The following is a 16,573-nucleotide window of genomic DNA, read 5'->3' on the forward strand; positions in this document are numbered from 1 at the left end:
AAGGCAAACCCATCAGTTAGATGGTTTTTCCGTCAATAAGACCTAAAGGCGGTTTTGGATAGGGGCGTGTTCCAAAGGCTGCCGCGAGGCTGGTCGCGAACTTGACGTCCAATCGTGTCAAAAAACGGTCGAAGGGCGCGAAATATGGCACGACGGCGATGTCCTCGGCGAGATCGGGCGACGGGTCGGCGGCGATGACGCGCGGTTGCGCCGCACGGGCTCTGGCGAGCGTGCTTTTGGGGAGGTTTTCGGGTGCGGGCATGGCACTCCGCTCGCCGGCTCTGTCAGCGCCTTCCTCGCCTCTCGCTGTTTCGGCGCCGCCCTCCTCGCCACCCTCATTCCTGTGCTTGTCACAGGAATCCAGCAACGGCGCGTCCGCGCCGTGAGAGACTCTTTTGTGCCCAAGGACTTGGGCACACTGGATTCCTGTGACAAGCACAGGAATGAGGGAGTGTGAGTTAGGCGCTTGGTGCCCTACTGCAGCGTCGGCACTCGCCCCCGAAGCCTCCACCGTTACCTCAACGCCGGAACCATTCGCCAGCAGATACCGTCCATCCCAAACGCCACGCTCTCCGGCGCCAATTGCAAGCGGCACCAGCCCCCGCGTCTCCCGCGCCAGATACAGCCCATCTCGACGAAGATCGAACACCACCCGCCCCGCCGTCATCCGGCCCGGCCGGCCCGCCGCGACGAAGTCGACCACCGCGCCAATCTGCTCCGCCCCAAGCGCAAACGCCTGCCCGCCAATCACGGCCGCCAGCCGCGCAAGCCCGTGCCCGAGCACCGCCCGATCAACTGAAAGCCCCGCAACGCCAACCCGCACCAGCATTCCCTCATGCACATCGACATGCGCATCGACCCACCCAGCCGCAGCCTCGTCGAGCGCCATCCGCACAGCCGTCATCGCCTCGATCTCGGCGACCGAAATCCCCTCGCCCGCCAGCGCCTGGCGCGCCCGCACCCGCTCGTATTTCACGTCCTCGTTGCTCGGATCATCGCTCCAGCCGAGCCCGCGCAGCTCAAGCATCGAGCGAATATCCGCCCGTAGCGAAGACAGCAGCGGTCGCGCGATCCAGATGCGTCGGTCGAACAGCACCAGATCGGCGATCCCGGTCGTGGTGGCGGCCGAGCGTTGGCCGCGCATGGCAAACGTCTCGCGCTGATCGTCGAGCGTGTGGCCGGTCACAATAATGTCAGCGGCGAGCTCGACCGTCGCCTCGGCAAGTAGCGCGTAGCGCGCGTCGCGCGCCGCCGCCATGATGCCGGCCTTCGGTTTGGCGCCCTGCCAGATCTTGGTGACGTGAGGAATATCAAGCGATCGGCAAAGAGCAGCGACATCGCGCGCTTCATCGGCCGATTGCGAACGCAGCGCGTGGTCGACGGTCGCGGCGCAAAGTGAAATTTTAGGATTGGGTTCAGCCTTCAGCGCATCATGGAGCGCAATCAGCAGGCCGGTGGAATCACTGCCGCCCGAAATCGCGACGAGAATGCGCGAGGGCTGGTCAAGCGAGGAGAGAAAGCGGCGTGTCGCCATCTCTGGAGATAGAATGCCGTCCGGGCGCAAGACCGGAAAGCCTTAGCAGGAAAGACGCTTCTGCTCACTCGCGACCTTGGATATGACGGCGCGGGAAGCCTTGGGATAACGCTTCGGCACTTCGCGCAGCGTTGCGCAGGCGGTTTCCGTGTTGTCGAGCGCGGCGAGCGACATGCCGAGCTTCAGAAGCATTTCCGGCGCCTTTTCCGACGTGCCGTACTTCTGGTGCGCGTTCAGGAAGGTCTTGGCCGATTCGTTGAACTTGCCCTGCGAATAGAGCGCTTCGCCAAGCCAGAAATTGGCGTCGGCCGCGCGCGCGCTGTTCGGATACTGGCCGATATAAGCGTTGAATTCCTTCTCGGCGGTCGAATAGTCGCCTGACAGCACATGGCCGTAAGCAGCCTTGTACTGATCGGCTTCGCTGCCGAGCGACGCCGTCTGCGAGCCGGCGGCACCGACCGGCGGCAGCGGGCTGGAGCCGACCTCGGCGCCCGGATTGACCGAGCCACCGATCGGATTGCCGTTCTGGTCGAACTGCATGGAGCCCAGCTGCTGCGGCGGCTGGCCGAGGCCGGTGTTCTCAGGGACGTCGGTCGAGGGCGACGTTTCAGGTGCCCTCGAGGTCTGGATGGCGCGGGCGACATCGTCGCCACCGCCCTGTGCCATCCCCTGGCCCTGGCCCATTCCCTGACCTTGCGCCGTCTGGTTGGAAGCCGGGATATCGGCTTCGCTCTTCTTCATCGGCTTGGATGCACCACCGGCGCTGCCGCCACCGCCGCCGCTCTTTTCCAGTTCCTGGAAACGGAATTCATTGTCTTCCTGTGCCTTGCGGATGGTTTCCTGCATCTGCAGCAGCTGGAAGCTCATTTCTTCGATGCGGCCGTTCAGCTGGCGAAGTTGGTCTTCGAGCTGCTGGATGCGCACTTCCGCGCCGCCGGCCTGCACGTTGACGACGGGCGCCTGCGCCGGTGCCTGGCTGGCCGTCTTGTTTCCGAAATGCAATCCGAATAGCGACGACGCGTTCGCCGACTGGCCAACCCCGGCCACCGTTGCGAGGCAGAGCATGCCCGCCACGACAAATTTCTTCATTTGGTTCGTCCTGTCCCAGTGATTCTTCGCGCCTCGATGGCACGAACAGGAGATTTTTCCAATTGCTTTCAAAAAGCAACGGAGTTCGGCCAAAGTGTGTTCAAAAAGAAAAGGCGGCCCGCGATGGAGCCGCCTTTCCAATTTGTAATAAAACCCGGCATTTTATCGCCGGATCGGCAATTACATGCCGGCGCCACCGAGAACGGTAACGGCGCGGCGGTTCTGCGACCAGCAGGAGATGTCGTCGCAAACGGCAACCGGGCGTTCCTTGCCGTAGGAGATAGTCTTCATGCGCTGAGCCGGAACGCCGCGCGAAGCGAGGTAGTCCTTGGTGGCAGCTGCACGGCGAGCGCCGAGAGCAAGGTTGTATTCGCGCGTGCCGCGTTCGTCGGCATGGCCTTCGATCGTGATTGCGTACTTCGGATAGCGGCCGAGCCACTGAGCCTGACGATCGAGCGTCTGGGCAGCGTCGGCGCGAACCGAGGTGCTATCGGTGTCGAAGAAGATGCGGTCGCCAACGTTGACGGTGAAGTCCTGGGCCGAACCCGGCGTTGCGGCGCCGGCACCGAGGCCGAGATCACCGGCGCTGTTGGCCATGTTCTTCTTGTTGGCGCAGCCGGCAAGTGCCAGACCCGCGACGAGCGCGATCATGACCGGGTTGCGGGCGAAGTTCTGCATGCGGCTCATTGCCGGGGTATGAATTCGGCTCATGGCCGGTCTCCTTGCGACTTGATTAAGGTTGCCGGACTGTAACCGTTCTCGGTTAATCGGCTTTCAAGAACTATGGTTAACGAATGGTTGATTTGGCCCTCTGTCGCCCCATTCGTAGATTTTTGAGGCGACAAGAAGGCAGGCATGCGGACTTCCCTACTCCAGAAGCGGCGACCAGGCCGGGTCGGAAGCGTAAGCGGGGGTCTTGATCATCTGCTCGTTGTAACCGCTCAGATCGATCGAATAGAGCTGCGGGCCACCTGCACCCGCCGCCTGGCGGAAGAACATGATGACGCGGCCGTTCGGCGCCCAGGTCGGGCCTTCATTGTGGAAGCCCGTGGTCAGGATGCGCTCGCCCGAACCATCCGGCTTCATCACGCCGATCGAGAACTTGCCGCCCGACTGCTTGGTGAAGGCGATCAGATCGCCGCGCGGAGACCAGACCGGCGTGGAGTAGGAACCGTCGCCGAAGGAGATACGCGTCTGGCCGGAACCATCGGCGCTCATCTTGTAAAGCTGCTGGCGGCCGCCGCGGTCGCTTTCGAACACGATCTGGCTGCCGTCAGGCGAATAGGACGGCGAAGTGTCGATCGCGGCCGTGGAGGTCAGGCGCGTCGTGGTGCGCGAACGCAGGTCCATCGTGTAGATGTTGGCATTGCCTTCCTGCTGCAGGCTCATCACCACCTTCTGGCCATCAGGCGAGAAGCGCGGCGAGAAGGTCATGCCGGGGAAGTTGCCCACCACTTCGCGCTGTCCGGTTTCCAGCTGCAGCAGATAGACGCGCGGCTGCTGGTTGGCGAAGGACATGTAGGTGACTTCCTGCCGGTTCGGCGAGAAGCGCGGGGTCAGAACGAGGTCGCTGCCATTGGTGAGCATGCGCACGTTGAAGCCGTCCTGGTCCATGATGGCGAGCTGGCGCTTGCGCTCCTGCTTGCTGCCGGATTCGGACACGAAGACGACGCGGGTGTCGAAGTAGCCTTCCTCACCGGTGATCTGCTTGTAGATCGCGTCGGCGATGATGTGGGCCACGCGGCGCCAGTTCTCAGGCTGCGTGTAGAACTGCTGGCCGGTCATCTGGCTGCCGGCAAACGTGTCCCAGAGGCGGAACTCGGCGCGAAGACGGCCATCGGCCTCCTGCGTGACGCGGCCGGTGACCAGCGCCTGCGCGTTGATGACCTTCCAGTCCTCGAAGCGCGGAGCGGCATCCGGATTGGAGATCTTCTCGATGAAGGCATTCTTGGCGATCGGCTTGAACAGGCCCGAGCGCTGCAGATCCGCGGCGATAACCTGCGAGACCTGGGCGCCCATGTCGCCCTGCAGGAAGTCGGTGATCGCGATCGGCAGGGGCTCGACATTGCCCTTGTTGATGTTGATTTCGACAAGCGCATGCGCAGGCGTGGCGATGACCGCGGTGGTCATCATGCCAACGGCGACCATCAGGGCGCGGAAAAGGGAACACTTGGTCATAGAGGACAAGCCTTTCAGCATTTTAAAGGGCTAGATCGCTGGGGTCGAAATTGACGATGACTTCGCCCCAGGCGTCGTATTTGTCTTTCGGCAGATTGGTGAACGGCGACGACTTCATCACGGCGCGCTTGGCGCCGCTGGCGAGCGCCATGCGGGTCGATTCATTGGTGCCGCCGATGGCTTCCACTTCGGGAGCGCCAATGATGTTGCCGTCGGGATCGAGCTTCATGTGAACCCTGATGCGAACTTCGCTGGCGCCTTCCATGCCGGGAATGACCGACCAGTTGCCGGCGATCGCGCTGCGCAGCGCATCCATTTCGCTCATCGACAGCTTGGAGCCGCCGGTCGCCTTCTTGGCGCCGAGCGAGGCTACTTCGGTCGAGCTCTTGGCGCCGCCATTCGACGGATCCTGCTTGTTCAAGAGTGCTGCGATGTCATCGGCGTTGAAGTCGCTCTTCTGCGCGGAAGAGGCCTTGGCCTTTTCCTGCTTCTTGTCGGACTTCTTCTTGTCCGACGGCTTCTCGTCGGTCTGCGCCTTGTCTTCCGTCTTCTTCTCCGCGGGCTTTTCAGCCGGCTTCTGTTCGGGCGGCTTCGGCTGCGGCTTGATTACGGGTGTCGGCACCTTGTCCGGCAATGCTTCCGCATCCGGCTTCGGCGGCTCGGGCATGTCCTGCGGCTTTTCCTCGGCCTTCGGAGGCGTCGGCGCGATTTCCGGCTTCGGCGGCGTGATCGACGCGACCTGGCTCGGCTCCACCGCCGTATCTTCCTTCATGATGTCCTTCACCTCGTTGGGCACGGGATCATTGTCCGGAAGCGGCTTTTCGGAGGCCTTGGGTGCTGCGGCCGACTCGTTGTTGTTTGGCTTGGCGTTCGGGATCGGCGGCGTCTTCAGGTCGACCTTGTTCTCGCCCATGTTCTCGGCGTTGGCCACATTGGTCGGCTTGGAGGTCGGCTTCGGCGCCGGCTTGTCGCTCGGCTTGGCCGTCTTGTCTCCCTGCTGCAACTGCGTCAGGTCCTCGACAGGCACGAGGTTGACGGGCATGGCCTCGAAATCCTCGACCTTGAACTCCGACGGGGAGCCGATCGAAATCAGCGCCCAGGCGAGCAGAGCACAGTGCAGTACAGCAGATGAGACAATACTGGCCTTCATAGCTCTACTACGGGCCCTTCTTCTCTTGGGTGACGAGACCGATGTTCTTGAAGCCCGCACCCTGGATGCGTGCCATGACATCGGCGATCACGCCGTAAGGCGCGGCAGAGTCGCCACGAACGAAGATGCGCTCATTGTAGCCGGTGGTGGCGATCGCCTCGAGCTTGGCGGCGATTTCCTCGACCGGGATCGGCGTTTCCTGCAGGAACGCGGTACCGTCGTTCTTGACGGAGATCGTGATCGGCTGCGTTTCGGAGTTCAGCGCCTTGGCCTGCGTTTCCGGCAGGTCGATCGGCACGCCGACCGTCATCATCGGAGCGGCGACCATGAAGATGATCAAAAGCACGAGCATGACGTCGACCAGCGGCGTCACGTTGATTTCGGAAATGGCACCACCTCTGTGGCCACCGCGACGACGCCGACGGTTTCCACCGCCTCCGCCACCGCTTGGAGCACCCATACCCATGTCGTTCTCTCCGTTTCCGTCGGATTACTGCGCGGCCTGACGCGGCTGCAGCTTCTCGTCGATTTGGCGCGAAAGAATGGCGGAGAATTCATCCGCGAAGCCTTCCATGCGTGCCGAGAGCTTGCCCGCATCGGCGGAGAACTTGTTGTAGGCGATAACCGCCGGGATAGCGGCGACGAGGCCGATCGCGGTTGCGAGCAGCGCTTCGGCGATACCTGGTGCAACGACGGCGAGGTTGGTCGACTTCGAACCGGCGATCGCCTGGAACGAGGTCATGATACCGACGACGGTACCGAACAGACCGATGAACGGGCCGGCAGAGCCGATCGTCGCCAGCGAGCCGAGACGGGCCGAGAGCCCTTCGGATTCGCGGGCAAGCGTCACGTCCATGGCGCGGTCGATACGCATCTGCAGGCCGATCGGTGAACGTGCGCCGCGCTCGAACGACTTCTTCCACTCGCGCATGGCGGCGACGAAGATCGATGCGAGGCCCGTGTTGTTACGCTCGGACAGCGAGCGGTAGAGTTCTTCCAGCGACTGGCCCGACCAGAATACCTGCTCGAACTTGTCGAACTGCCGGCGCGCGCGGCCGAAGGCCAGATATTTGTCGATGACGATCGCCCAGGTCCAGACGGACGCTGCGATAAGACCGAGCATGACGAGCTTGACGACGAGGCCAGCCTGCATGAAGAGCGACCAGAGACTGACGTCCGTGTGAGCCGCTGCCAATCCTACTTGTTCCATTGATCCAAAATCCCCGAATCCAAACGCCCGGCGCTTGACCGGGCGGCACAAAGTGATCTCGCAAGATATGTCTGGCTGCCGCCGCCCAAAGCCCTGGTCAAGCTTCCAAGCTCTTATCCGCCTTCCTTGCCGTCAAATTTGGTCAAAGGAAGGCGTGCACCGCACAAACTCTGACAATCCGAGTAAGACACTATTATCGTTAATAGTTCGTTAGCGCCGGATCATAAAAGGCTGACTATTGGCGTTAGGATGATCCCTTGGAATACTTGGCCAGATCTCAGATCGATGACCAAAACAGCACAAACCTTGCGCGCGGCAATTCCTTCACATGAAAGTCATGTTTTTGCAAGGGCTGGTTGGCCATATAGGTGCATGGCGGCAATGCGGTAACGGAAGGGCTCTTCCCGAACACCGGTTAGCAGCACGCATCACGCCCGCTTCAGCTCCTTGATCGCACCGGGATCACGATCGAGCAGACGGAAGAGATTGACGACAGCAGGCGTCGGCATGACTTTGCCGGTTTCGTAGCGCGAAAACGCGTTGTGCCCCCCACCCGTCAGCTCTGACGCTTCGACCTGATTGATCCGGAGTTTCTTGCGGTTGCGACGCAACTCGCTACCGAGCGCTTTGCGGGCTTCGAGCACCAAGGCGTCGCCGGCCGCCGCGTAACGCTCAGCGCTTTCCTGATCATATTCGATCTCGCCGCAGGCGCCGCACCGAAAGCCGGACAGGCCCTCCACATCAACTTTCATATCCCGAAAGACGACCTGATGTGTTTCATTGGCAAAGGGCACCATCTCGCACTCCGCCTCGCAGCAAACACACAGCTTGGTCATGAACCCAACTCCTTGAACGGTATCACCGGCGCGCCATCGGCCCGAAGCGTTACCTTCACATAGGCCATGCCGGCCGGCGTATCTGCATGGTAGACGTCCTGCCATACGGAACTGTCGGCATATGTGGTCATCGACTTGTAGAGATCTTTTCTCTTCAGACCGCAGATCACATCGATCATCTCCGAGATCGCCAGGCCCATCGCTCTGCCGCCGTCGATCGCGGTCTTGGTGAAAGCTGCAGCGCGGCGGGCTCTCACCACCACGACAATCGCCGCAAGATCGTAATGCGCCGTCCGTTTCTCCATACCCAATATTACCCTTTGAGGGTAAAAATTCAAGGATGGCGCCGGATGATTGGTCTAGATTAGACCTCGATCATCATCTGCTTCGCCAACCCCTCCGGCAGCCGTCGCGGCCGGCCGCTGGCATTGATGACGGCGATGATCACCTTGGCGGCGATCAGCAGCGTGTCGTCGCGGCGGATCTCCTGCGCGAGCACCATCTTGGCGCCGCCGGCCTTTTCGGTGCGCGTCGTCACCGTCAGGATATCATCCATACGCGCCGGCGACTTGAAGTCGATCTCCATGCGATGGACGACGAAGACCAGCCCCTCTTCATCGGCGGTAATCAGCTCGCGCTGCTCGACGCCGAGGCAGCGCAGATAGTCGGTGCGGCCGCGCTCGAGGAAGTGCAGATAGCGGGCGTGGTAGACCAGACCGGAGAAATCGGTGTCCTCGTAATAGACCCGCTGCAGCAGGCGATGGCCCGCTTCCGTCAGTTCACCAGAGATCAAATGCACACCGTCCGCCATAATTTTCTCCAAAGTCGCGCGCCCTCTTTGGCTGAAGACATTCCGCCTTGCAAGCATTGAACAATTGTCACGCTTTCTAAGTAATCCTCGATAGCGAAGGCCAAGAAGGAGACGACACCATGAAGATTGCGGTGATGGGCGGAGATGGATTTATCGGCTGGCCAACATCATTGCATCTGTCGGACGCCGGCCACGATATTCACATCCTCGACAACCTCTCGAGACGCTGGATCGACACCGAACTCGGTGTCCAGTCGCTCACCCCGATGGACTCGATCCAGGAGCGCACCCGCATCTGGCACGCCGAGACCGGCCGCCGCATCCACTTCAACCTGATCGACCTCGCGAGGGATTACGAGCTCCTGAAGAAGTGGCTCGCCGAGAACCGGCCCGACGCCATCATCCACTTCGCCGAGCAGCGCGCCGCGCCCTATTCGATGAAGAGCGACCGCCACAAGAACTACACCGTCAACAACAACATCAACGCCACGCATAATCTCCTGAACGCCTTGGTCGAACTGCAGCTCGACGCGCATCTGGTCCACCTGGGCACCATGGGCGTCTACGGATATTCGACGGTCGGCGCCGCCATCCCAGAGGGGTATCTCCCCGTCGGCATCGAGACGACGAGTGGCGAAACGGTGAGCCAGGAAATCCTCTACCCCGCCAATCCCGGCTCGATCTACCACATGACCAAGTGCCTGGATCAGACGCTTTTCCACTTCTACGCCAAGAACGACGGCCTCAGGATCACCGACCTGCATCAGGGCATCGTCTGGGGCACCCACACCGAGCAGACACGCCGCCACGAGCAACTGGTCAACCGCTTCGACTATGACGGCGACTACGGCACCGTTCTGAACCGCTTCCTGATCCAGGCGGCGATCGGCTATCCACTGACCGTCCACGGCACCGGCGGCCAGACCCGCGCCTTCATCCACATCCAGGATTCCGTGCGCTGCATCGAGCTGGCCTTGAAGAACCCGCCGGCGCGCGGCGCCCGCGTCGAGATCTTCAACCAGATGACCGAAACCCACCGTGTCCGCGATCTCGCCGAGATGATTGCGAAGCTGACCGGCGCCGAGATCGCCTGGTTGCCCAATCCGCGCAAGGAAGCGCCGGAAAACGAGCTGATCGTGAAGAACGACAAGTTCCGCAATCTCGGGCTTAATCCGATCACGCTGAAGACGGGACTGATGGGCGAGATCGTCGATGTCGCGAAGAAATTCGCCTATCGCGTCGATCGCAGCCGGGTACCGGCGGTGTCGGCATGGACGCGGGATATCGCGCCGACGATCAACCACGATCCCGAGGGCAAGCGATTGAAGTCGGTGTCGTGAGGGAGGGTGGATATCGGAAGCGCCGAGTTCGAAGCCCCCTCATCCGCCTGCCGGCACCTTCTCCCCGTTGGGGAGAAGAGACTCGTGGCGCGCGCTCGACCTCGCCTAACCTCACCGTTCCTGCGATAGGACAGAACGCCCACCACCTCCCGCTTCTCCCCAACGGGGAGAAGTGCCGGAGCGCCAGCGAGGCAATGAGGGGGGCGAGGCATGCCGAGCGGCCTGAGCGACAAGCGAAGGCCAATAAAACCTTCCTCGCCGAGACCCACCCACGATGACCTCCCCCAACGCCTACGTCACCCTCGTCACCAACGCCGACTACGCCATGGGCGCCACCGCGCTCGCCCGCTCGCTCCGCATGACCCACACCACCGCCGACATCGTCGTACTCCATACCGGCGGCGTCACCGACGCGGACCTCGAACCCTTGCGCACCCTCGACTGCCGCCTCATCCCCGTCGAACACCTGCCGCTGTCTGACGCCTTCAACACCCGCCACGCACGCGGCAACATCCACGCCGCCGCCCCCTTCACCAAGGGCCGCAAGCCGCTGTTCCACTCGCCGCTCGACAATTTCTGCAAGCTCCGCCTCTGGGAACTGACCGAATACACGACCTGCGTCTTCATCGACGCCGATGCCATCGTGCTGCGCAATATCGACCGGCTCTTCGCCTACCCCGAATTCTCCGCCGCGCCCAACGTCTACGAATCGCTCGCCGATTTTCACCGCATGAACTCCGGCGTCTTCGTCGCGAAGCCCTCGAGGGAAACATTCAGCGCCATGCTGGAGCGGCTCGACCAGCCGGAAATCCTGTGGAAACGCACCGACCAGACCTTCCTGCAGACGTTTTTCCCGGAATGGCATGGTCTACCTGTTTATTTCAACATGCTACAATATGTCTGGTTTACCATGCCTGCGCTTTGGGACTGGAACAGTATTTCCGTCCTGCATTACCAGTATGAAAAGCCATGGGAAACCGATCATCCGAAGGCGGAAAGCCTGCGGCCGCTGATCGACCTGTGGCAGGCATTCTACACGGGCAAGGACGTGCCGGACATATCGGCCATGGCCAATCCGAAAGGGGCAGCATGAAGGTACTGGTATCGGGTGGAACAGGACTTGTCGGTCGCTATATCGTCGAGGAACTGCTTGCAGCCGGATATTCGGTCATCATCGGTGGCCGCCACGCCCCGCTGCCGCGCGCCTTCTCCCGCCCCGTCGATTTCGCACCGCTGTCGCTCGATCCCGAGAAGGACCACATCGAAGCCTTCGACGACGCCTATTTCTTCGTGCACGCCGCCTTCCACCACGCGCCCGGCAAATATCGCGGCGGCGAAGGCGACGATCCCGAGACCTTCAAGCGCTTCAATCTCGACGGCACCGTGCGTCTGTTCGAGGCCGCCAAGCGCGCCGGCACGCGCCGCTGCATCTTCATCTCCAGCCGTGCCGCCTATGGCGAACACCCGCCGGGAACGACGCTGACGGAAGCCACGCAGGAAAAGCCGGAAACGCTCTACGGCCAGACCAAGCTCGACGCCGAACGCAGTCTGGCGCATCTGGCCGCCCCCGGCTTCGCGACCGCCAGCCTGCGCCTCACCGGCGTCTACGGCAATCTGCGCCCCAACAAATGGGACAAGCTGTTCGGCGACTATCTGAGCGGCCGACCGATCCCCGCGCGGGCAGGCACCGAAGTGCACGGCCAGGATGTCGGCAAGGCCGTCCGCGTCATGCTCGAGGCCGATGCCGGCCGTATCTCGGGCGAGACCTTCAACGTCTCCGATCTCGCGCTCGACACCTGGGATATCCTCGAGCCGATCCGCTGGGAGCATGATTGCGCCAACCGCCTGCCTGTCGCCGCCGACAAATCGCTGCTGACGCCGATGGACACAACCAAGCTGCAGGCGCTGGGCTGGCAGCCGGGCGGACTGCCGCTCTTCGAGGAAACCATCCACGCGCTCGCGACACAGCCGGCGGCCTGACGCACGAACGTCGCATTCGCGCGTTGCTTTTGCATACGCGCGTTGCATTGCGCGCCGTCCGTTCTATTGTCGCCGCCGAACGAGCAAGGCGGACACCAATGAACGCAAAAGACATCAAGGCCGGCCTGCGCGCCGAAAGGCTGGCGCTGAGAGATGCCATTCCCGTGGAGACCAGGGCAGCGATGAGCCTTGCCATGGCCGAACACGCCGGCGAAGCTATCGCGTTTGATCCCGGCACGATCATCTCCGGCTTCCTGCCGATCCGCTCGGAAGCAGACCTTCGCCCGCTGATGGCGCGGTTTCGCGCACGCGGCGCGCGGCTCTGCGTCCCCGCCATTCTCGACCGCCAGACCATTGTCTTTCGCGAACTCGTGGATGGCGCACCACTGGTCTCCACCGGCTTCGGCACGTCTGGTCCCGGCCCTGACGCACCGGTTCTCGACCCCGAGATCCTGCTGGTGCCGCTGTCCGCCTTCGACAGACGCGGCCACCGGATCGGCTACGGCGCCGGCCATTATGACCGCGCGATCGACCGTTTGAGGCAAAAAGGCATGCATCCGAAACTCATCGGCATTGCATTCGACTGCCAGGAAGTGGCACATGTGCCCGACGAGCCGCACGATGTAAGCCTGGATGCCATCCTGACAGAAAGCGGCCTGCGCTTTTTTGCCTCTTGGATTGGATAGCAATGCGACTGCTTTTTTTGGGTGACATGGTCGGCAAGACGGGACGCACGGCGGTGTGGGATCGCCTCCCCGGCCTGATATCGGACCTGAAGCTCGACTTCGTCGTCGTCAACGGTGAAAACGCCGCCGGCGGCTTCGGCATCACCGAGGATATCTTTCTCGAGACCATCAATGCCGGCGCCGACGTGGTGACGACGGGCAATCACGTCTGGGACCAGAAGGAAGCGGTCGCTTTCGCCGGCCGCAACGATCAGTTCCTGCGCCCGGCCAACTATCCGCAGGGCACGCCCGGCCGTGGCTCTGGTTTGTTCTACGCCCGCAACGGCGCCCGCGTGCTGGTGGCCAATGTCATGGGCCGCGTCTTCATGCATCCGGAACTCGACGACCCCTTCAAGGCGGCCGAGACCATTCTCGACGCCTGCCCGCTGAAGGAACAGGCCGATGCGATCATCTTCGATTTCCACGCGGAGGCCACCAGCGAGAAGCAGTGCTTCGGCCACTTCGTCGATGGTCGCGCCTCCTTCGTCGTCGGCACCCACACGCATGTGCCCACCGCCGACCACCAGATCCTGAACGGCGGCACCGCCTATCTCTCCGATGCCGGCATGTGCGGCGACTATGACAGTTCGCTCGGCATGGACAAGGAAGAGCCGCTCAACCGCTTCATCTCGAAGATGCCGAAGGGCCGCATGGAGGCCGCCACCGGCCCCGCCACCATCTGCGGCGTCGGCGTCGAGATCTCGGATGCGACGGGTCTTGCCGAAAAGATCGCGCCGCTGCGCCTCGGCCCGAGACTGTCGGAAACCATCCCGGAATTCTGGCGCTAAACCGGGCACCATATTCCGGTGACGGAAAAGTGAGCAGCGGTTGCCGGATTTGATCTGGACCGCTGCCGACCCTTGCCGCATCCTTTTGCCAGTGAACGCGCTGGGGACGTGGCATGAAGCTGCATTTTCTTGTCTTCGCAATGACCACCCTCTCCGGCCTGCTACCGGGTTGGTGGGGTCCTGACGCCGCGCAGGCGCAGGAAGCGCGCCGCAACGTCAGCCAATGCCAGGCGATCGCGCAATCCATTCCCAAGGCAACTTTCGCAAGCTTCTCCGGCACCGTCCCGATCGCAAGCGCGGCGGACAACGAGACGGTGACGCTCACCTATATCGGCCACTCGACCTTCCTGATCGAAACGCCCGGCGGCGTCAGCATCGCCACCGACTACAGCGGCTGGTACACGCCGCCGCGCATGCCGATGGTGGCGACGATGAACCGCGCCCATTCCTCGCACTATACGCTGACGCCTGACCCGGCGATCAAATACGTGCTCCACGGCTGGAGCGATGTGCCGGGAGAAAAAGCAAAGATCGATTTGATGGTCGGCGACACCTACATCCGCAACGTCACCACCGACATCCGAGGCGGCTACGGCGCGCCGCAGGCGGATGGAAACTCGATCTTCATCTTCGAGGTTGCAGGGCTGTGCATCGGCCATCTCGGCCATCTGCACTACGAACTGACCGACACGCATTACACGGAGATCGGCCGGCTCGACATCGTCATGGTTCCTGTCGACGGCGGGCTGACCATGGGCGCCGACAGCATGAGCCGCATCATCAAGCGCCTACGCTCATCGCTCATTTTGCCGATGCACCAGCCACGACCGCTCGCCAACTTCCTCTCGATGTTCGGCCCCGACTTCGACGTCGTCTACGCCACAGGCAACAGCATCGACGTCTCGATGCGCACGCTGCCGAAGAAGCCGCAGATTTTTGTGGCCAAGGGGATGCAGTAGAGGGATTGCCTCGGCCACTCAGAGCGACAGAAACACCGCAGCCGGGATCGAAAACCGCTCGCTCAAAGCTCGCGCCTGTCTGACATTGATCTGCCGCTTTCCGCTCAGTATCTCGGACACGACCGACTGAGCCCCCACCTCCGGCAAGTCGGATTGCCCAAGGCCACGCTCCTCCATCACGTATCGCAAAACATCGACGCCCGATACCTCAGGCATCGGACGGTTCTCTTCGTCATATGCTTCGATAAGATCGCCCATCCGCGACGCCAGCAACGCGAGCGGATGATCTTCATCATCACCGACCTCGGCAAGGATTTCGTCGAGTTGGCCGACAAGACGATCATACTCCGCCTCGTTCGTCGGCATGGCGAGAAGTGGCGCCACATGCGCCCAATGCTCGCTTACCAGCTTCACCAGCGCGCTCATTGTCCTAACCCTTCCACTTTCCCTTGTCGTATCCGGCATGATCCAGGATCTGCTGAATATAGACCTTCTTGAATCTGTATTGCACCATTGCGATCAGCCGCAGCTTGTTTCCGCCGATGTCGAAGACGTGATGCTGGCCGACTTTGTCGGTTGCCGGAAACAGCGATTTCATCGCGGCGAAATCGACAGGCTCCGAGCCCTTCATCAGCCGATACCAAGTATCAAGAGCATTGGCCGCATGCGGCCATCGCTCCTTCGCCTCCCAGATCTTTCTCTGCGTGATGACGTGCATGGGCCATGACCGTATATCGCAATTTGCTATGCCACCTTAGCTGGGATGATCGCCCATAGCAAGTTGCTATATTCGCAACAAAAAAGCCCAGGAGCCAAAGCTCCCGGGCCTCGATCGACCTCGCTACAAGGCCTGCGTCACGCAAACTGCAGATGCTGACGCACGCCGACGTCGGGCATCTTGTCCTCGTCGAGATTGGCCTTGGCGATTTCCCAGCCGAATTTCAGCTTGCTGCCGGTCGACACCCAGATTTCGGCGTCGTCGACATGCATGGCGAGCATCGTCAGTTTCGGGTCCTTCTTGCCGTCCTCGTACCAGGCGGCCACCACCGAGTTCCAGTATTCCTCGATCTTGGAGGCATCCTGGCGAATCTCGATCTTGCCGGCGAGGCAGGCGTGATAGTCGTGATCCTTGCCGACCACGCAGAAATGCGCGCGCGTTCCGGGCTTGATCGCCCGCACGATCTCGGCGTCTGACTTGGTGTAGAACCAGATGGTGTTGGTCTTGGGATCGGCGTTCGGCGCCATGGGCTGCATGTGCATGGCGGCGCCATCGACGCCGAGCATGCCGGCATGAATGTCGTTGACCTGATCCCAGAGCTGGCGTGCCGGGTGTTCCCGAGCCTCGTTGAAACTAGCCATAGCGCTTCCTTCCGTTTCGAATGGTCCGTGTTTGAAACGTCATCTCGCGGGCTTTGTTCCCCAAAGTGAAAACAGATGCTACGCTCCTGGTATCGTGGGGATATGGGGGATCGTCATGCGCATAGCGGCATTGGTCACGCTGGGCTTCGCCTCGGCATTGTCTCTGGCATCGGTCTCGCCCGCCGACGCCGCCGACCGCAGCTTCATGCCCGACGAGAACGGCCAGATCGTCTTCGTCACCCCATCGAGAAACATCGGCTGCACCTACATCCCGAAGGGCGGGACGGAGATGTACAAGCCCGATGACGGTGGCCCCGAGCTCGGATGCGACCGCATCGAGCCGAAATACATCCGGCTGATCCTCTCGGCCTCCGGCAAGGCCTTCATCTTCGAGATGGAGGGCGACACCGCCTGCTGCGACGATGTCAACGTGCTGAACTACGGCGATCGCTGGAAGGCGGGACCGTTTACCTGCATGTCCGATGAGAGCGGCCTCACCTGCCGCCGCAAGGACGGCCATGGCTTCTTCGCGAGCCGCAACAAATACACGGTCGATTGACGCTGCGCCCCAGCGTCGCGGCCATCCGGCACGCCTGTTTTCCCTTGAACGCGCC

The 16,573-nt window shown here is 61.9% G+C and carries 20 protein-coding genes; 7 read left to right on the forward strand and 13 right to left on the reverse strand.

The features are described from left to right. Positions 1-16: 16 nt before the first annotated feature. From tilS to ybgC, 10 genes are all read right to left on the reverse strand, one after another. Positions 17-1,564: a tRNA lysidine(34) synthetase TilS gene (gene tilS, locus AC1DOG_RS21210; RefSeq protein WP_477930845.1), complete on the reverse strand. Its 1,548-nt coding sequence runs from the start codon at positions 1,562-1,564 to the stop codon at positions 17-19. Between the two features lie 12 nt (positions 1,565-1,576). After that, the gene (gene ybgF, locus AC1DOG_RS21215) at positions 1,577-2,623 is read right to left on the reverse strand and encodes a tol-pal system protein YbgF (protein ID WP_112435319.1); all 1,047 of its coding nucleotides are present in this window, start codon (positions 2,621-2,623) and stop codon (positions 1,577-1,579) included. Between the two features lie 180 nt (positions 2,624-2,803). Then, positions 2,804-3,334: a peptidoglycan-associated lipoprotein Pal gene (gene pal, locus AC1DOG_RS21220; RefSeq protein ID WP_026283220.1), complete on the reverse strand. Its 531-nt coding sequence runs from the start codon at positions 3,332-3,334 to the stop codon at positions 2,804-2,806. 156 nt (positions 3,335-3,490) lie between these two features. Further along, entirely contained in the window at positions 3,491-4,801 is a 1,311-nt protein-coding gene (gene tolB / locus AC1DOG_RS21225) for a Tol-Pal system beta propeller repeat protein TolB (protein WP_112944936.1), read from the reverse strand. Between the two features lie 22 nt (positions 4,802-4,823). After that, positions 4,824-5,951 carry a cell envelope integrity TolA family protein gene (locus AC1DOG_RS21230; protein WP_018899621.1) on the reverse strand — a complete coding sequence of 376 codons (1,128 nt, stop codon included), beginning with the start codon at positions 5,949-5,951 and terminating at the stop codon, positions 4,824-4,826. Positions 5,952-5,958: 7 nt separating this feature from the next. Then, a complete protein-coding gene (tolR, locus tag AC1DOG_RS21235; protein WP_026283221.1) occupies positions 5,959-6,417 on the reverse strand; it encodes a protein TolR in 459 nt (152 codons plus the stop codon). A 24-nt stretch (positions 6,418-6,441) separates the two neighbouring features. Beyond that, positions 6,442-7,161 (reverse strand): protein TolQ, encoded by a 720-nt coding sequence (gene tolQ, locus AC1DOG_RS21240; RefSeq protein ID WP_026283222.1) that lies wholly within the window; start codon positions 7,159-7,161, stop codon positions 6,442-6,444. A 428-nt stretch (positions 7,162-7,589) separates the two neighbouring features. After that, entirely contained in the window at positions 7,590-7,997 is a 408-nt protein-coding gene (locus tag AC1DOG_RS21245) for a type II toxin-antitoxin system MqsA family antitoxin (RefSeq protein WP_477930849.1), read from the reverse strand. Further along, entirely contained in the window at positions 7,994-8,302 is a 309-nt protein-coding gene (locus tag AC1DOG_RS21250) for a type II toxin-antitoxin system MqsR family toxin (protein ID WP_477930851.1), read from the reverse strand. The genes AC1DOG_RS21245 and AC1DOG_RS21250 overlap by 4 nt, the downstream gene beginning before the upstream one ends. A gap of 59 nt (positions 8,303-8,361) precedes the next feature. Beyond that, entirely contained in the window at positions 8,362-8,808 is a 447-nt protein-coding gene (gene ybgC / locus AC1DOG_RS21255; RefSeq protein WP_113008766.1) for a tol-pal system-associated acyl-CoA thioesterase, read from the reverse strand. 119 nt (positions 8,809-8,927) lie between these two features. Here ybgC and AC1DOG_RS21260 point away from each other — a divergent pair, with 119 nt between their 5' ends. The 6 genes from AC1DOG_RS21260 (at position 8,928) to AC1DOG_RS21285 (ending at position 14,600) form a co-directional block, all read left to right on the forward strand. After that, positions 8,928-10,148: an NAD-dependent epimerase/dehydratase family protein gene (locus AC1DOG_RS21260; protein ID WP_477930853.1), complete on the forward strand. Its 1,221-nt coding sequence runs from the start codon at positions 8,928-8,930 to the stop codon at positions 10,146-10,148. Positions 10,149-10,422: 274 nt separating this feature from the next. Continuing rightward, positions 10,423-11,241: a glycosyltransferase gene (locus tag AC1DOG_RS21265; RefSeq protein WP_477930855.1), complete on the forward strand. Its 819-nt coding sequence runs from the start codon at positions 10,423-10,425 to the stop codon at positions 11,239-11,241. Then, positions 11,238-12,128, forward strand: coding sequence for an NAD-dependent epimerase/dehydratase family protein (locus tag AC1DOG_RS21270; protein ID WP_047509342.1), 891 nt, complete (start codon positions 11,238-11,240; stop codon positions 12,126-12,128). The genes AC1DOG_RS21265 and AC1DOG_RS21270 overlap by 4 nt, the downstream gene beginning before the upstream one ends. 98 nt (positions 12,129-12,226) lie before the next feature. Further along, on the forward strand, positions 12,227-12,814 hold the full coding sequence (locus tag AC1DOG_RS21275; protein ID WP_477930857.1) for a 5-formyltetrahydrofolate cyclo-ligase: 588 nt from the start codon (positions 12,227-12,229) through the stop codon (positions 12,812-12,814). Between the two features lie 2 nt (positions 12,815-12,816). After that, positions 12,817-13,641 (forward strand): TIGR00282 family metallophosphoesterase, encoded by an 825-nt coding sequence (locus AC1DOG_RS21280; RefSeq protein ID WP_026283224.1) that lies wholly within the window; start codon positions 12,817-12,819, stop codon positions 13,639-13,641. Positions 13,642-13,754: 113 nt separating this feature from the next. Further along, entirely contained in the window at positions 13,755-14,600 is an 846-nt protein-coding gene (locus AC1DOG_RS21285) for an MBL fold metallo-hydrolase (protein ID WP_477930860.1), read from the forward strand. An 18-nt stretch (positions 14,601-14,618) separates the two neighbouring features. Here the strand turns inward: AC1DOG_RS21285 and AC1DOG_RS21290 are convergent, their stop codons facing one another. From AC1DOG_RS21290 to AC1DOG_RS21300, 3 genes are all read right to left on the reverse strand, one after another. Next, on the reverse strand, positions 14,619-15,026 hold the full coding sequence (locus AC1DOG_RS21290; RefSeq protein WP_477930862.1) for a helix-turn-helix domain-containing protein: 408 nt from the start codon (positions 15,024-15,026) through the stop codon (positions 14,619-14,621). A gap of 4 nt (positions 15,027-15,030) precedes the next feature. Further along, positions 15,031-15,318 (reverse strand): type II toxin-antitoxin system HigB family toxin, encoded by a 288-nt coding sequence (locus AC1DOG_RS21295; RefSeq protein WP_477930864.1) that lies wholly within the window; start codon positions 15,316-15,318, stop codon positions 15,031-15,033. A 137-nt stretch (positions 15,319-15,455) separates the two neighbouring features. Further along, the gene (locus tag AC1DOG_RS21300) at positions 15,456-15,959 is read right to left on the reverse strand and encodes a pyridoxamine 5'-phosphate oxidase family protein (protein WP_477930866.1); all 504 of its coding nucleotides are present in this window, start codon (positions 15,957-15,959) and stop codon (positions 15,456-15,458) included. A gap of 115 nt (positions 15,960-16,074) precedes the next feature. Between AC1DOG_RS21300 and AC1DOG_RS21305 the strand changes: the two genes are divergently transcribed. Further along, on the forward strand, positions 16,075-16,518 hold the full coding sequence (locus AC1DOG_RS21305; RefSeq protein ID WP_477930868.1) for a DUF6636 domain-containing protein: 444 nt from the start codon (positions 16,075-16,077) through the stop codon (positions 16,516-16,518). Positions 16,519-16,573: the final 55 nt, after the last annotated feature.

The sequence above is a fragment of the Rhizobium sp. 01N48 genome, from assembly GCF_056399145.1.

Excerpts from the sequence above, each read along its gene's own strand:
- ybgF (WP_112435319.1), bottom strand. The coding sequence starts at position 2,623 with ATGAAGAAATTTGTCGTGGCGGGCATGCTCTGCCTCGCAACGGTGGCC.
- pal (WP_026283220.1), bottom strand. The coding sequence starts at position 3,334 with ATGAGCCGAATTCATACCCCGGCAATGAGCCGCATGCAGAACTTCGCC.
- tolB (WP_112944936.1), bottom strand. The coding sequence starts at position 4,801 with ATGACCAAGTGTTCCCTTTTCCGCGCCCTGATGGTCGCCGTTGGCATG.
- AC1DOG_RS21230 (WP_018899621.1), bottom strand. The coding sequence starts at position 5,951 with ATGAAGGCCAGTATTGTCTCATCTGCTGTACTGCACTGTGCTCTGCTC.
- tolR (WP_026283221.1), bottom strand. The coding sequence starts at position 6,417 with ATGGGTATGGGTGCTCCAAGCGGTGGCGGAGGCGGTGGAAACCGTCGG.
- tolQ (WP_026283222.1), bottom strand. The coding sequence starts at position 7,161 with ATGGAACAAGTAGGATTGGCAGCGGCTCACACGGACGTCAGTCTCTGG.
- AC1DOG_RS21245 (WP_477930849.1), bottom strand. The coding sequence starts at position 7,997 with ATGACCAAGCTGTGTGTTTGCTGCGAGGCGGAGTGCGAGATGGTGCCC.
- AC1DOG_RS21250 (WP_477930851.1), bottom strand. The coding sequence starts at position 8,302 with ATGGAGAAACGGACGGCGCATTACGATCTTGCGGCGATTGTCGTGGTG.
- ybgC (WP_113008766.1), bottom strand. The coding sequence starts at position 8,808 with ATGGCGGACGGTGTGCATTTGATCTCTGGTGAACTGACGGAAGCGGGC.
- AC1DOG_RS21260 (WP_477930853.1), top strand. The coding sequence starts at position 8,928 with ATGAAGATTGCGGTGATGGGCGGAGATGGATTTATCGGCTGGCCAACA.
- AC1DOG_RS21265 (WP_477930855.1), top strand. The coding sequence starts at position 10,423 with ATGACCTCCCCCAACGCCTACGTCACCCTCGTCACCAACGCCGACTAC.
- AC1DOG_RS21270 (WP_047509342.1), top strand. The coding sequence starts at position 11,238 with ATGAAGGTACTGGTATCGGGTGGAACAGGACTTGTCGGTCGCTATATC.
- AC1DOG_RS21275 (WP_477930857.1), top strand. The coding sequence starts at position 12,227 with ATGAACGCAAAAGACATCAAGGCCGGCCTGCGCGCCGAAAGGCTGGCG.
- AC1DOG_RS21280 (WP_026283224.1), top strand. The coding sequence starts at position 12,817 with ATGCGACTGCTTTTTTTGGGTGACATGGTCGGCAAGACGGGACGCACG.
- AC1DOG_RS21285 (WP_477930860.1), top strand. The coding sequence starts at position 13,755 with ATGAAGCTGCATTTTCTTGTCTTCGCAATGACCACCCTCTCCGGCCTG.
- AC1DOG_RS21290 (WP_477930862.1), bottom strand. The coding sequence starts at position 15,026 with ATGAGCGCGCTGGTGAAGCTGGTAAGCGAGCATTGGGCGCATGTGGCG.
- AC1DOG_RS21295 (WP_477930864.1), bottom strand. The coding sequence starts at position 15,318 with ATGCACGTCATCACGCAGAGAAAGATCTGGGAGGCGAAGGAGCGATGG.
- AC1DOG_RS21300 (WP_477930866.1), bottom strand. The coding sequence starts at position 15,959 with ATGGCTAGTTTCAACGAGGCTCGGGAACACCCGGCACGCCAGCTCTGG.
- AC1DOG_RS21305 (WP_477930868.1), top strand. The coding sequence starts at position 16,075 with ATGCGCATAGCGGCATTGGTCACGCTGGGCTTCGCCTCGGCATTGTCT.